The organism is Cellulomonas sp. S1-8 (assembly GCF_026184235.1).
Classification (GTDB): Bacteria; Actinomycetota; Actinomycetes; order Actinomycetales; family Cellulomonadaceae; genus Cellulomonas.
In genome coordinates, this window is the sequence record NZ_CP110806.1 from 1156067 (window position 1) to 1170604 (window position 14538).

Sequence of the window (14538 nt, forward strand, 5' to 3'; positions counted from 1 at the left end):
CGTTCGAGCGGGCGATCCGTGAGTGACGTCCCGCTCGACGGGGGTGGGCGACGGGTGGGTGAGAGGATCGGGGAGTGAAGTACGCCCAGCACATCTCCGAGCTCGTCGGCGGCACCCCGCTCGTCCGGCTCACGTCCGTCACCGCCGGCCTGACCGCCACGATCCTGGCGAAGGTCGAGTACCTCAACCCCGGCGGGTCCGTGAAGGACCGCATCGCGCTGCGGATGATCGAGGCCGCGGAGGCGTCGGGGGAGCTGCAGCCTGGCGGCACGATCGTCGAGCCCACGTCGGGAAACACGGGCGTCGGCCTCGCGCTCGTCGCGCAGCGCAAGGGGTACCGCTGCGTCTTCGTCTGCCCGGACAAGGTGAGCCAGGACAAGCGCGACGTGCTGCGCGCGTACGGCGCCGAGGTCGTCGTGACCCCGACGGCCGTGCCGCCCGACCACCCGGACTCGTACTACTCGGTGTCCGACCGCATCACGCGCGAGACGCCCGGCGCCTGGAAGCCCAACCAGTACGCCAACGTCAACGGCCCGGCCAGCCACTATGCGACCACGGGCCCGGAGATCTGGGCCGACACCGACGGGCGCATCACCCACCTGGTCACGGGCGTCGGCACGGGCGGCACGATCACCGGCACGGGGCGCTACCTGCACGACGTGTCGGCGCAGCGTCCGGCTGCGGACGGCGGCCGCGTGGTCGTCGTCGGCGCCGACCCCGCCGGCTCGGTGTACTCCGGGGGCGACGGGCGGCCGTACCTCGTCGAGGGCGTCGGGGAGGACTTCTGGCCGACGGCGTACGACCCGGCGGTCCCGGACGAGATCCTCGCGGTGTCCGACGCGGACTCGTTCGCGATGACGCGGCGCCTGGCCCGCGAGGAGGGGCTGCTGGTCGGCGGGTCGTGCGGGATGGCCGTCGAGGCGACCCTGCGGCACGCGCGCGCCCTGCAGGACGCGGATCCCGAGGCCGCCGCCCGCGCCGTCTACGTCGTGATCCTCCCCGACGGCGGCCGCGGCTACCTGTCGAAGATCTTCAACGACTCGTGGATGCGCTCGTACGGGTTCCTCGCCGGCGGCGAGGGCGCGACCGTCGCTGACGTCCTGCGCACCAAGGACGGCGCCCTGCCCGCGCTCGTGCACACGCACCCCACCGAGACCGTGCGCGACGCCATCGAGATCCTGCGCGAGTACGGCGTCTCGCAGATGCCGGTCGTCGGCGCCGAGCCGCCCGTGATGATCGGCGAGGTCGCCGGGTCGGTGAGCGAGCGGGAGCTGCTCGACGCGGTGTTCTCCGGTGCGGCCTCCCTCGCGGACCGCGTCGAGGTGCACATGTCCCCGGCCCTGCCGCTCATCGGCTCCGGCGAGCCCGTCGACGCGGCGCGCGCGGCGCTCGAGAAGGCCGACGCCCTCATGGTCGTCGACGACGGCCGGCCCGTCGGGGTGCTGACGCGGCACGACCTGCTGGGGTTCCTCACACGCTGACGCGCGGCGCGCGACGGCCCCGGAGCGCGCAGCCACCGGCGCGTTAGCATCGGCCGACCCGATGGGCCGTACCCGCAAAGGACCAACCGCGATGGCGCTGTTCGACCTGCCCCTGCCCGACCTCGAGCGCTACCTGCCGGAGCTCGACGAGCCCGCGGACCTCGACGCGTTCTGGGCGTCGACGCTCGCGGAGACCCGGGCGTTCGACCTCGACGTGCGCCGCGCGCCGTGCGACGCCGGGCTCACCCTGGTCGACGTCGAGGACGTGACGTTCGCCGGGTTCGGCGGGCACCCGGTCAAGGCGTGGGTCACGCGGCCGGCGGGGTCGGCCACGGACGGGTCGTCGCTGCCGGCCGTCGTGGAGTTCCTCGGGTACGGCGGCGGTCGTGGGCGCCCCCACGAGCGCCTCGCGTGGGCCGCGGCCGGGTACGTGCACCTGCTGATGGACACGCGCGGTCAGGGCTCGGGGTGGGGCAGCGGCGGGCAGACACCCGACCCGGTGGGGTCCGGCCCGCACGCGCCGGGCTTCTTGACGCGGGGGATCCTGGACCCGGCCGAGCACTTCTACCGGCGGGTGTTCACCGACGGCGTCCGTGCGGTCGAGGCCGTGCGTGCTCTGCCGGGGGTGGACCCGGCGCGGGTGACGGTGACGGGTGGGAGCCAGGGAGGCGCCGTCACCCTGGCCGTCGCCGGGTTGGCCGACGGCCTGGTCGCCGCGATGCCGGACGTCCCGTTCCTGTGCCACGTCGCGCGTGCGATCGACATCACCGACGCGTCCCCGTACCACGAGGTCGTCGGGTACCTCGCGGTGCACCGCGACCACAAGGCCGCCGCGCTGCGCACGCTGTCCTACCTCGACGGCATGCACCTCGCGCGCCGCGCGACGGCCCCGACGCTGTTCTCGGTGGCGCTGCGCGACCCGATCTGCCCGCCGTCCACCGTGTTCGCGGCCTACAACCACTACGGCACCCTGGCCGGCTCCCGACCGGACCGCGCCATCGAGGTGTACGAGTTCAACCAGCACGAGGGTGGCGGCGGCTTCCAGGTCGACGCCCAGCTCCGCTGGCTCGCGGGCGTCCTCGCCCGCTGACCCACCCACGCCGACCGGAACCCCAGTACCCGAACGGGCGCTCGTTCGGTGAGCCAGGTCCGCTCGGCGGGAGGGGTCGTCGGGGGTGGCCGGTCGGCGGGGCCGGCGTGCGCAGGGCAGGATGGACGGGCACTGTCATCCACCGAAGGAGAAGTCGACATGGCCGCAGCGCTGCCCGAGGTCTCGGGCGCTCCCGGCAGCAAGCCCGCCCTGACGTTCCCCGACGCGCCGCCGTCGGGCGAGCTCGAGGTGGTCGTGCTCAGCCGCGGCGACGGTCCGCTCGTCGAGGCGGGTCAGGACATCGAGGTGCACTACCTCGGCCAGGCATGGCAGGGGGGCGTCTTCGACAACTCCTTCGACCGTGGCTCGTCCATCAGCTTCCCCATCGGCGTCGGCGCGGTCATCGCCGGGTGGGACGAGGGCCTCGTCGGCCAGCAGGTCGGGTCGCGCGTGCTGCTGTCGATCCCGGCGCACCTGGGCTACGGCGACCGCGGCGTGCCGCAGGCCGGCATCAAGGGTGGCGACACGCTCGTGTTCGTCGTGGACGTCGTCGGCGTCAGCTGACGGGACCGCACACCACCGCGCGCCGCCGGGACCCGACGAGGGCACCGGCGGCGCGCGAGCGTCCGGCCCGCACCGCCGCCGGCTCCGGGCCGATGAGTCCGGACCTCGTCGCCTGTCTGTCTCTCCGGGACGCCCGACGGCGGGCGTCAGGACGGAGGCGACGATGCAGGGTCCGACGCGGGACGCAGCCCACGGTCCGGGGGAGTGGGCCCACCACTCGCCCTACAGCGACCCGGGGCAGCACGCCGGCGTGCTGGCCGCGCTGGGGACGGACCCCGCCGACGTGCACGCCGCCGCGACCGGCCTGATCGCCCACTACCGCGCGGAGGCCGGCACGCTCGACGAGGACCGGCTGCCCACCGTGAACCTGCGCTGGCTGGACGCGATCCTCGCCGCCGGCCTCGCGCTGGCGCCGGGTCCCTTCGCCGGCCGCCCGCCGACGGACCGGATCGCCGGCTGCTGCCGCGACCACACGCTGTTCGGCGTGGGCCTGCTGCGGGAGCACGGCATCCCCGCGCGTTCGCGCATCGGGTTCGCGCGGTACTTCGCCCCCGGCTTCGCGCACGACCACGTCGTCGTCGAGCGGTGGGACGGGCAGCGCTGGGTGCGCGCGGACCCCGAGCTCGACGCGGCGTTCGGTGCGGCGCCGCCGGCAGGCCCGCCGTTCGACCCGTTCGACATGCCGACGGGCCTCGACAGCCCCTTCCCGACCGCGGCGGAGCTGTGGCTCGCGCACCGGCGCGACGGGCTCGACCTGAGCGCGTACGGCGTCTCGCAGGCGATGCCGGAGCTGTGCGGCCCCGACTTCGTGCGCGGGTACGTGCTGCTGGAGGCGGCGCACCGCCGCCGCGAGGAGCTGCTGCTGTGGGACGTGTGGGGTGCCGAGCTCGCGGCCGCACCCGACGAGGCCGCTGCCCTGGCCGACGAGGTCGCCGACCTGCTGGTCCGCGCGGACGCCGGCGACGCCGACGCGGAGGACTCGCTGGCCTGCCGGTACGCCGCCGACCCGCGGCTGCATCCCGGGTCGCGCGTGCGCACCCTGTCGCCGCTGGGCCGCGAGGGCTGGACGGACCTGGGTACCCGCGTGACCACCTGGGACGCCTGACCGCCGGCTGGAACGGCGTGGAGCGTCCGGGACGTCAGGCGTCCCGGACGCTGCACCCCGTCGGGTGGGGTCGGATGCGAATCCGTTCGGTTGTTGACGGGCCGGCCGGCGGGGCGCTCGGATGGGCTCGGCGCGGCCACGGCGGCCGCCGCAGGGCGCCGGGGGGCAACGATGACGGGTCGAGCACGCCTGACAGGTCGAGCACGACTGGCAGCGGTCGTGGCGGGAGCCGCACTGGCCGTGGGGGTCATGGGTCCCGCGTCCCCGGCCACCGCGCGCGGGGTGCCGCAGGTCGTCGGGGTGGACGTCGTCGTCCAGGTGGGGCCGCTGGGCGCCGCGGTCACGGCGGTGGCGCTCGAGTACGACCGGTCCATCAGCGCGCGACCCGGGACGCTCGACGAGACGGCGTTCGTCGTCGAGGTGACGCTCGACGACGTCACCTCGGCCCGCACGGTCACGGACGCCTACGTCAGCGGCTCCGCGGAGCCGGGCGCGCCGCGGCGCAGCGGCCGGTTCCTCGTCGTCGCGCTCGACCCCGCGGACGCGAACGCCTCCGTCCTCGCGTACGACGGCGAGCTCAACCACCGCATCGACCTCGACGGGGCCTACACCGTCGACCTGCGGGACGACCTCGTCGACCGGTCCGGGCGCGTGGTCGTGCCGGCGACGGTGGACGCGCTCGCCAACGACGACGTCGTGACGCCCGTCGTCGACGACTTCGTGCAGCGCTCGACGACGGCCTCGTCCGGGGTGCGCCTGCGCTACGGGCTGTTCTCCCCGGACGTGGACCGCGCGGGCGCGGAGCTCGTGCCGCTCGTCGTCGCGCTGCACGGCGCGGGCGAGCGCGGCACCGACGGGCACGTCCAGCTGCTCGCGAACGAGCTCGGCGTCGCCTTCGCCGCGCCGTCGCGGCAGCAGAGCGACCCGAGCTTCGTGCTCGTCCCGCAGGCCCCGCCACCGTCGGTGCAGCCCGTCGGGGACTGGGTGGGGGTGTGGGACGTCCCGGAGGTGCAGTCCGCGCTGCTCGAGCTCGTCGACCGGACGATCGCGCAGCACCCCGTCGACCCCGACCGTGTGTACGTCACGGGTCTGTCGATGGGCTCGATGGGGACGTTCCAGGTCCTCGCCGAGCGCCCGGACCTGTTCGCGGCGGCGCTGCCCGTGACCGGGTACGCCGACCCGCGCTTCGCGTCGGTGTTCGCTGCCGTCCCGACGTGGGCGACGCACTCCGTGGACGACGAGGCCGTGCCGTTCGACCACCCGTACTCGGACTGGAACCTGCTGACCGCGATCGAGGCGACCGGTGCCGCCGTCACGCGCGACGAGTGGGCCGCGAACCTGCCCGACGCGGAGAACGAGGCCCGGGCGCAGGCGCAGTGGGACCGGGCGCGGGCCGAGGGCAGCCACACGCTGTTCACGGCGTGGACCGCCGGGACGACACCCGTGAACGCGCACTTCGCGTGGGTGCCGACGTACTCGAACGACATCATGGTCGACTGGTTGTACAGCCACGAGCGCGGGTGACGTCGGGAGGGCGTCCGCACCCGACGACCTCGATCTGAGCGTGTTCTCACCCGTGCCGTGGGGTCCATCGTGCGTACGTCTGCGCGTCGCCTGAGCCCGACACCGTCGGGGCGTCACTTCCGACGCAAGGAGACGCTTGATGCGAACGCCCAGCCTGTCCCGCGCACGTGCGGCCGGGTCCCTGAGCCACCGGTTCACCGCCGTGGTCCTCGGTACCGCCCTCGTCGCCGCGGGCGCCCTGGCGACCGCCACCCCCGCGGCCGCCGACCCCGGCACCACGACGGACCGCCTGATCCTCACCCCCACGGACCAGCCGACGACGTCGCAGTTCGTCACCTGGCGCAGCACGGTCGCTGCCGCCGGTGCCGTCGAGTACCGCCTGCCCGGTGGCGGCACGACGACCGTCGCCGCGACCGTCGCCGACACGATCGGCGAGCACACCCACCTGTCGGCGACGATCACGGGTCTGACGGCCGGCACGGCGTACGAGTACCGCGTCGGGCAGGACGGCGACTGGACGACGTGGCGGACGTTCCGCACCGCGTCGGGCACGGCGGAGCCCTTCTCGTTCCTCTACTACGGCGACGCGCAGATCAGCCTGGACACCACGTGGCCTGCCGTCGTGCAGGCGGCGCACGCCAAGGCGCCGCAGGCCGTGGGCAGCGTCCACGCCGGTGACCTCATCGACACCGCGAGCAACCAGACGCAGTGGACCAACTGGTTCCTCGGCATGGGCGAGTCGGCGATGACCACGCAGGTGCTCGCCGCCCCCGGCAACCACGAGTACAGCGGCGACCAGACCATGCGGAACTGGAAGGCAAACTTCACGTACGCGCACAACCAGCCGAGCCGCGCGACGATCGGTGACCTGGCCCGGCTCGCCGAGGGCGACACGCCGGCCGCGCAGCAGACGGCCGCGTACTTCGACCACTTCACGACGTTCGCCGCGGAGACGGTGTACTACGTCGACTACCAGGACGTCCGCTTCATCACGCTGAACGCGACGCGGAGCTCCGGGTTCCTCACCCCTCCGAGCCTGCCCGCGTGCAGCGAGGGCTGCCCCAACGCCGGCCAGCTGTGGATCGACTTCCAGGCCGCCTGGCTCGACCACATCCTCACGGACAACCCGAACACGTGGGCCGTCGCGACGTTCCACCAGCCCGTCTACAGCGTCTCCAGCGGGCGCGACGAGCCGATCCTGCGCGCCGCCTGGGTGCCGGTGTTCGAGAAGCACAACATCGACCTGGTGCTGCAGGGCCACGACCACACCTACGCGCGCGGGTTCAAGGACACGACCGCGACGGACACGCCCGGCGTCACCAACGGCCCCGTCTACGCCGTGTCGAACTCGGGCGGCAAGTACTACGAGCTCGCGCCGGAGGGTGACAACGTGTGGACGCGCAACGGCGCGACGCAGGTCAAGCGCGGCGCGAACGTCTCGACGTACCAGGTCGTCACGGTCGACGGCGGGTCGCTGCGCTACGAGTCCTACGTCGCGGCCGTCACGGGCGGGGCGACCGAGCAGCTCGGCGACCTGTACGACAGCTTCACGATCACGAAGAACGACGCCGGCAAGGTCGTGACCGAGGACGGCGTCGCCATTCCCGGTGCCGACGCCCAGCGGCTGGCCGTGACGGTGCCCGAGCAGACCGGTGAGCCTGGCGAGTTCGTCTGGGCCATCGACGGTGGCAACGGGCTCGTGGACCTGGGTGTCGCGCAGGACGCCGGCGACCACTTCCGCGCCGCCGGTGCCCTGAACCCCGTGCGGGTGACGGACACGCGTCGGGACGCGCCCGCCTGGTCGCTCTCGGGCCAGGTGAGCGACTTCGTGTCCGGCGACCAGACCGTCGACGGCAAGCACCTCGGGTGGACCCCGTCGGTGAGCGAGAACACCGGCGGGGCCGTGGCCGGTGCCGCGGTGGCCTCGGGCTTCGTGTCCGGTGAGGGTCTGTCCGCGCCGGCCGTCCTCGGCTCCGCCGCGGCGGGGCACCAGCGGGGCTCGGCGCTGCTGGGTGCCGAGCTGGACCTGCGGCTGCCGATCTCGGTGGCCGAGGGCCGGTACGCCGCGACCCTGACGCTCACGGCGCTGAGCTGACGTCGGTCTGACGTCGAGCGGCCCCGCCGGTCCCCGCGACCGGCGGGGCCGCTCCCACCCCGATCCTTCCCCCTGAGGAGCACGCCCATGTCCGTCCCCCGTCCCCGGCATCGCCTGGCGCAGCGGCTCGTCGCCGTCGTGACAGGTGCGCTCGTCGCCACCCCCCTCCTCGCTCCGGCGGCCGTCGCCGCCCCGTCCGAGCCCGTCGAGCTGCCCCTCGTCACGTCCGCCACCACCTGGCGCTACCTCGACGACGACACCGAGCCGCACGGCACCGCACCCGACGTCCTCGCCTGGACCGCGCCGGGGTTCGACGCCACGGGCTGGACCAGCGGCACCGGCCCGTTCGGCGCCAAGAACGGCGCACTGGGCGACCTCGGCGGGGGCTACCGACCCGCCACGCTGCTCGAGCACTACGCGAACGGCGTCTCCGGCACCACCGTGCCGACGTACTTCTTCCGGACCACGGTCGAGCTCGACGCGGCCGCCCTGGACCGCCTGGTGTCGCTCCAGGGCCAGATCGCGTACGACGACGCGGTGCGCGTCTACCTCGACGGCGTCCTCGTCTTCCACGACCGGGACGACCGGGCGAGCGACCCGACCCGCAACCTGCAGTACGCGGGCGTCTCGGCCGGCAGCCCGGTGTCGAGCACGTTCACGATCGACCCGGCGGACCTGCCCGACGGCACGCTGGTGCCCGGCACCCACACGATCGCGGTCGCGCTCTACCAGGACCGCGCCTCGAGCTCCGACGTCTACCTCGACATGTCGTCGCTCACCGCGACGATCGCGCCGGAGCCCGCGCCCGACGCACAGAGCCTCGAGGTCACGGTGCCCGCGGTGGACGTCGGGCAGCTCGTGTGGGCGATCGACGGGACCAACGACCTCGTGGACCTGGGCGTCGCCGAGCGTGAGGGCGACCGGCTCGCCGCGCGCGGCTCGCTGAACCCCGTGCGGGTGACGGACACCCGGCGTGGGGCGCCGGCCTGGTCGCTGTCCGGCCAGGTCAGCGACTTCGTGTCCGGCGACGAGGTCGTCGACGGCAAGCACCTGGGGTGGACGCCGTCGGTCGGCGAGAACACCGGCGGTGCCGTGGCCGGTGACGCCGTGGCCTCGGGGTTCGTCGCGGGCGAGGGTCTGTCCGTCCCGGCCGTCCTCGGCGCCGCGCCTGCCGGGCACGCGCCCGGCTCCGCGCTGCTGGGGGCGGACCTCGAGCTGCTGCTGCCCGTCTCGGTCACGCAGGGCCGGTACGCCGCGACCCTCACGCTCACCGCACTGAGCTGACCACCACCGAGAGTGACCAGCACTGAGCTCGACCACCGCTGAGCTCGACCACCACTGCCGAGCGCCTGGCTCGGTCCACCCCGGTGCCCAGTGCGGCGCCGGGGTGGACCGGGCTCGGCGACCCGATGATCCCCGTACGCCTCCCAGGAGCCATGCCCATGTCCCGCACGCCGGCCCGTACCGCGGCCACGCTCGTCCCTGCGTCCCTCGCCGCCGCGCTGCTGGGCGCGGTGCTCCTCGTCGCGCCGGCGCACGCCGTCACCGAGACCGACACCACGACCGACACCACGACCGTGACGTGGGGGGTCCGACCGGCCGACGCCCCGCAGCACGATCCCGGGCGGCCGAACTTCGCGTACGTCGCCACCCCCGGCGAGACCGTGGAGGACGGGCTCGTCGTGAGCAACCACGGCGCCGCGGAGACGACGCTGCGCGTGTACGTCGCCGACGCGTTCACGACGTCGCGGGGCGTGCTCGACCTGCTCCGCCCCGACGAGGAGTCGACGGGCGTGGGGGCGTGGGCCACGGTCGCGACCCCCGAGATCACGATCCCGGCGGGCGAGAGCGTCGTCGTGCCGTTCACGCTGGCCGTGCCGGTCGACGCGGAGCCCGGTGACCATGCCGGTGGCGTGGTCACCTCGTTGGCGAGCACCCAGGCGGACGGCGTGAGCGTCGACCGGCGCCTGGGGGCGCGGATCCACCTGCGCGTCGACGGGCCGGTCACCCCGGGGGTCGCGCTCGAGGACACGCGCGTGGCGCACCGCGGGGTGCTCAACCCGGTGGGTGCCGGGTCGGCGGTCGTGGACGTCGACGTCGTCAACACGGGCAACGTGCGGGTCGGCGGTGAGGCGACCGTGACGGTGGCGGGCCCGTTCGGGTGGGGGGAGCGGGTCGAGCGGGTCGACGTCCCCGAGCTGCTGCCGGGGGAGCGGACGACCGTCGCGGTCACCGTCGGTGACGTGCTCCCGCTGCTGCGGCTGGGTGCCACCGTGCGTCTGGCCCCTCAGGTGGCCACCGACGGCTCGGCGCTCGAGGCCGTGACGGCCACGGCGGCGACGGCCGCCGTGCCGTGGTCGCTGCTGGTGCTGATCCTGCTCGCGGTGGCGGCGGTCGTGGCGGCCCGGTGGCGCGCACGCCGACGTGCCGCGGCGACGGAGCGGCTCGTCGCGGAGGCCGTGGCAGCGGCCCGCGCGGAGGCCGACCCGGTCGCCGTGCCCTGACGCGCGGCAGGCGGTCCCGTCGGCGTCGCCGTGCAGCGTCGCCGTGCAGCGTTCGGGACCTCAGGTGTCCCGAACGCTGCTCGCCACGGTCGGTCGCGGCAGCGTCAGCCGCGCAGGCCGTGGCGGAGCAGGAAGTCGTTCGCGAAGACGCCGTCGGGGTCCCGGCGCGCCAGCAGCGCGAGCTGGTCGTCCCAGCGGGGGTAGAGGTCGCGCAGCGCGTGGCGCTCGTCGGCGAAGAGCTTGCCCCAGTGCGGGCGGGCGCCGAACGGGGCCAGCGCCTCCTCGATGACGGGCAGCGCGGCGTCGACCTGCGCGCGCAGCGGCAGCCACGTGAAGTGCAGTGCGACCCGGTCGCCGCCGTGGGCGGTCGACAGCCACAGGTCGTCGCCGGCGACGGACCGCACCTCGCTGATCAGCAGCAACGGGGTGACGAGGTCGCGCAGGTCGCGCAGCGCCTCGATGGCCGCGACCGCGTGCGCGCGGGGGACGAGCCACTCGGACTGCAGCTCCGCGCCCGCGCTGGGCGTGAACTCGAGCCGGAAGTGCGGCAGGCGCTCGTGCCACGGCCCGGGCACGCTGCCCTGCACCGTGCAGGCCGCCGGGTCCTGGCCGGGCACCGGGTGCACCGGCTGCTCGGCGCGTCGCGCACCGGCGAGATCCGGCCCGCCGCCCAGCGTCCCGCCGCCGAACGTCCCGCCGTCGACGCGGTGCTTGCGCCACACCTGCTTCACCGTGTCCCCGGTCCAGTCCGTGAAGAGGCTCACCGAGTACGCCGACGACATCAGCGCGTCGAACCCGTCGAGCGCCGCGGACCACGGCAGGTCCAGCCAGACCTCCTGCGCGACGTCGTACGTCGGCTGCACCGCGAGGGTCACGCGCGTCGCGACGCCCAGGGCGCCGAGCGCGACCACCGAGCCCGCCAGCTCGGGGTCGTTCGGGCCGAGCGTGCGGATCTCGCCGCCCGCGCCGACCAGCTCCAGCCCGCGCACCGCCGACGACAGGTTCGGGGCCGTGTCACCCGAGCCGTGCGTGGCCGTCGCGACCGTGCCCGCGACCGCGATGTGCGGCAGCGACGCCATCGTGTGCAGCGCCCAGCCGGCCGCGTGCAGGTCCCGCGCGAGCTCGCCGTACCGCACCCCGCCGCCCACCGTCACGGTGCCCGCGTCGGGGTCGATCACGGTCGGCACGTCGAGCCGGTCGAGGACGACGAGCGTCCCGGGACCGTCCGCGAGGTCGTGGAACGAGTGCCGGGAGCCCAGCGCCCGCACGTGCCGGGCGCCCGCGACGACGTCCGCGACCTCGTCGACCGTCTCGGGGTGGACCACCGGGCCGCCGCGGAACGTGTGGCTGCCGGCCCAGGTCATGAGGTCGTCGGTCATGGGTCTGCCTCTCAGCGTGCGGGCGCGGTGACGAAGAAGTCGAAGAGCTCCGGTGTGTGCGCGTGCACCAGCACCATGAACACGACGGCGTCGAACAGCAGGTGCACGACGAGGACGTACGTCAACGACTTCGTCAGGTTGAACGTGAAGCCCTGGATGAGCGCGAACGGGATCGTCAGGAGCGGGCCCCACTCGCGGTATCCGAGCTCCCAGAGGAACGAGACGAACACCATCGCCTGCAGCACGTTGGCGGTCCACAGGCCGAAGTGCCGGCGCAGCAGCGCGAACACCGTGCAGATGAAGAACAGCTCGTCCCACGTGCCCACCGCGTTGACGCCGACGAACAGCCGCGCGATGTCCTGCCCCTCGATGACGGTCGGCCAGTTGAGGTAGGCGCCGGACGACAGGAAGTAGAACGGCAGCACCAGGTACCCCGCGCCGACGACGAACAGCAGGTACATCCACTGCGTGCGGGTCCACCGCTTGCCGGTGCGCCACGGGAACCGGATGACGTCGTCGCCGTTGACGTGCCGCGACAGCACGAACGGGATGATCACGGCCAGGGACAGGGCGATGGTGAACTGCAGCATCCCGAGGTCCGTCAGGTCCGCGGCCAGCGGGATCGTGCTGACGATGCCCATGCCTGCCGCGATGACGAGCAGGTCGCGGCCGAGCACGCGGTCGACCGCCCACCCCAGGGCGACGCCGAGCACGAGCGGCAGGTACGCCAGCGGGCGCACGTGGATCGCGAACATCAGGATCGCCGACCCGCACACGAGCGCCGCGGCGGCCAGTCGCCAGACCGCGATCCGCTGCCGGGCCCAGGCGGGGGTGGCGCGCTCGTCGGCCGTGGCGCCGGCTGCCGCGCCGCCTGTCGCGGCACCGGCCCGGTCGCGACGTCCCGCCGCCGCGTCGTCCGGCACGGCGGGGCCGGTCACTGCCTCGTTGGTCGCCACCCGCACACCCTGCCAAACCCAGCCCGCCAGGGCGATCCGACGCACCCGCCGACACATTCGCCCTCGGTTGTCGCGAGAGGTCGATCCAGCCCGTCGATCCAGCGACGAACCGCGACTTCGGCGGCTCATCACGGGTCGTGAGCCGCCGAAGTCGAGGTTCGTCGGGTGCTAGGGACTGGCCAGCGAGCGGACCGCGTCGATCGTGTCCGCCTCGGCGGCCGGCTTGTCGTCGCGGTAGCGCAGGACTCGCGCGAAGCGCAGGGCCACACCGCCCGGGTAGCGCGTGGAGCGTTGCAGGCCGTCGATCGCGATCTCGACGACCTGCTCGGGCCGCAGGGTCACGACCCGGCCGTCGTCGGCGACCTCGAGCTCGCGGAAGCGCTGCGTCTGCCACGCGAGCATCTCGTCGGTCATGCCCTTGAACGTCTTGCCGAGCATGACGAACCCGCCGGCCGGGTCGCGTGCGCCCAGGTGGATGTTGGAGAGCATCCCTGCACGGCGCCCGGATCCGCGCTCGACGGCCAGCACGACGAGGTCGAGGGTGTGTCGCGGCTTGACCTTGACCCACGCCGCGCCGCGACGGCCGGCCTCGTACGGGGCGTCGACGGCCTTGACGACGACGCCCTCCTGCCCGGCGGCGACGACGGACGCGAAGTGCGCGGCCGCGACCGCGGCGTCCGACGTGACGACCCGCCCGACGACGTGCGGCGCGGCGACCTGGTCGAGCACCGCGAGCCGCTCGTGCAGCGGGGCGTCGAGCAGGTCGCGGCCGTCGACGTGCAGGACGTCGAAGAAGAACGGGGACAGCTCGGACGACGCGGCGAGCTCGGAGTCGCGGGTGGCGCTGCGCGACGCCGTCTCCTGGAACGGGCGGGGCCGCCCGGCGGCGTCGAGCGCGAGCGCCTCGCCGTCGAGGACGAGCGTCCGCGCGGGCAGCGCGAGGACGGCAGTGACGATCTCCGGCACGCGCGCCGTGATGTCGTCGAGGCTGCGCGTGTAGACGCTGACGTCGTCGCCGTCGCGGTGCACCTGGATGCGGATGCCGTCGAGCTTGGTGTCGACGACGACCCGGGCGCGTGGTGCGTCGTCGGCGCCTGCGGTCCCGACGAGCTGGGCCACCGCCGTCGCGACGTCCGGCGCCGACTGCGCGAGCATCGGCCGCACGGGGCGTCCGACGGCGAGCGTGAACGCGGCGAGCGCCGTGCGCGCGTCGTCGGGGGAGGGCGCCGCCAGCGCGGCGACCGCCACGGCCTCCGTCTCACCGGCCAGCATCGCGGCGCGTCGGACGACGTCTGCCGGGACCCCCGCGGCCTCGGCGACCGCGTCGAGCAGCAGCGCGTCGAGCGCACCCTGCCGCAGCTCGCCGCTCACCAGACCGCCGAGCAGCCGCTGCTCGCGCTCGGTGGCGGCGGCGAACAACGCGCGTGCGGCCTCCGTGCGCGCGGTCGACGAGCCTGCCCCGGACATGCCCGCCATCAGGGCGAAGGTCGCGTCGACGTCGCGCACGGTCAGCGTCGGCGCGTCCGCGGGTCCGGGCATCCCGGCCAGCGACCGCCACCCCAACCCCGTGCGCCGCTGCCGCAGCTCCCCGCCGAGGTAGCGCGACACGACCGCGACGTCCTCCGGCCCGTCGGCCGCGGCCCGCCGCAGCACGTCGACCAGCACCGCGCGCTTCGCCAGCCGGGACCGGGTGGCGGCGACCTGCGCGGACGCGTCGGCGACGTCGTCGAACAACATGCGCCCATCCTGACCCGCCCCACCGACACCCGCCCCCGCAACCCCTCAAGGGCCGCGAGAGAGCAATCCAGCGCGGGCTGGATTGCTCTCTCACCACCGGGGG

At 74.4% G+C, this 14538-nt stretch carries 11 protein-coding genes; 8 read left to right on the forward strand and 3 right to left on the reverse strand.

Annotated elements, in window-relative coordinates:
- Nucleotides 1-74: 74 nt before the first annotated feature.
- The 8 genes from OKX07_RS05215 to OKX07_RS05250 all read left to right on the forward strand — a co-directional run bounded on the left by OKX07_RS05215 (nucleotide 75) and on the right by OKX07_RS05250 (nucleotide 10363).
- The gene (locus OKX07_RS05215) at nucleotides 75-1481 is read left to right on the forward strand and encodes a cystathionine beta-synthase (RefSeq protein WP_265630792.1); all 1407 of its coding nucleotides are present in this window, start codon (nucleotides 75-77) and stop codon (nucleotides 1479-1481) included.
- A 91-nt stretch (nucleotides 1482-1572) separates the two neighbouring features.
- Nucleotides 1573-2571 (forward strand): acetylxylan esterase, encoded by a 999-nt coding sequence (locus tag OKX07_RS05220; RefSeq protein WP_265630793.1) that lies wholly within the window; start codon nucleotides 1573-1575, stop codon nucleotides 2569-2571.
- 159 nt (nucleotides 2572-2730) lie between these two features.
- Entirely contained in the window at nucleotides 2731-3135 is a 405-nt protein-coding gene (locus tag OKX07_RS05225; RefSeq protein ID WP_265630794.1) for an FKBP-type peptidyl-prolyl cis-trans isomerase, read from the forward strand.
- A gap of 163 nt (nucleotides 3136-3298) precedes the next feature.
- A complete protein-coding gene (locus OKX07_RS05230; protein ID WP_265630795.1) occupies nucleotides 3299-4240 on the forward strand; it encodes a transglutaminase-like domain-containing protein in 942 nt (313 codons plus the stop codon).
- Between the two features lie 219 nt (nucleotides 4241-4459).
- Nucleotides 4460-5764, forward strand: coding sequence for a prolyl oligopeptidase family serine peptidase (locus OKX07_RS05235; protein WP_265630796.1), 1305 nt, complete (start codon nucleotides 4460-4462; stop codon nucleotides 5762-5764).
- Nucleotides 5765-5903: 139 nt separating this feature from the next.
- Nucleotides 5904-7859, forward strand: a complete 1956-nt coding sequence (locus OKX07_RS05240) for a purple acid phosphatase family protein (protein WP_265630797.1) — start codon at nucleotides 5904-5906, stop codon at nucleotides 7857-7859.
- An 87-nt stretch (nucleotides 7860-7946) separates the two neighbouring features.
- On the forward strand, nucleotides 7947-9143 hold the full coding sequence (locus OKX07_RS05245; RefSeq protein ID WP_265630800.1) for a hypothetical protein: 1197 nt from the start codon (nucleotides 7947-7949) through the stop codon (nucleotides 9141-9143).
- Nucleotides 9144-9301: 158 nt separating this feature from the next.
- A complete protein-coding gene (locus OKX07_RS05250; protein WP_265630803.1) occupies nucleotides 9302-10363 on the forward strand; it encodes a WxL protein peptidoglycan domain-containing protein in 1062 nt (353 codons plus the stop codon).
- A gap of 104 nt (nucleotides 10364-10467) precedes the next feature.
- Here the strand turns inward: OKX07_RS05250 and OKX07_RS05255 are convergent, their stop codons facing one another.
- The 3 genes from OKX07_RS05255 to OKX07_RS05265 all read right to left on the reverse strand — a co-directional run bounded on the left by OKX07_RS05255 (nucleotide 10468) and on the right by OKX07_RS05265 (nucleotide 14435).
- Nucleotides 10468-11742: an FAD-binding protein gene (locus OKX07_RS05255; RefSeq protein ID WP_265630805.1), complete on the reverse strand. Its 1275-nt coding sequence runs from the start codon at nucleotides 11740-11742 to the stop codon at nucleotides 10468-10470.
- An 11-nt stretch (nucleotides 11743-11753) separates the two neighbouring features.
- The gene (locus OKX07_RS05260; RefSeq protein WP_265631812.1) at nucleotides 11754-12497 is read right to left on the reverse strand and encodes a type II CAAX prenyl endopeptidase Rce1 family protein; all 744 of its coding nucleotides are present in this window, start codon (nucleotides 12495-12497) and stop codon (nucleotides 11754-11756) included.
- 369 nt (nucleotides 12498-12866) lie between these two features.
- Nucleotides 12867-14435: an ATP-dependent DNA ligase gene (locus OKX07_RS05265; protein WP_265630807.1), complete on the reverse strand. Its 1569-nt coding sequence runs from the start codon at nucleotides 14433-14435 to the stop codon at nucleotides 12867-12869.
- Nucleotides 14436-14538: the final 103 nt, after the last annotated feature.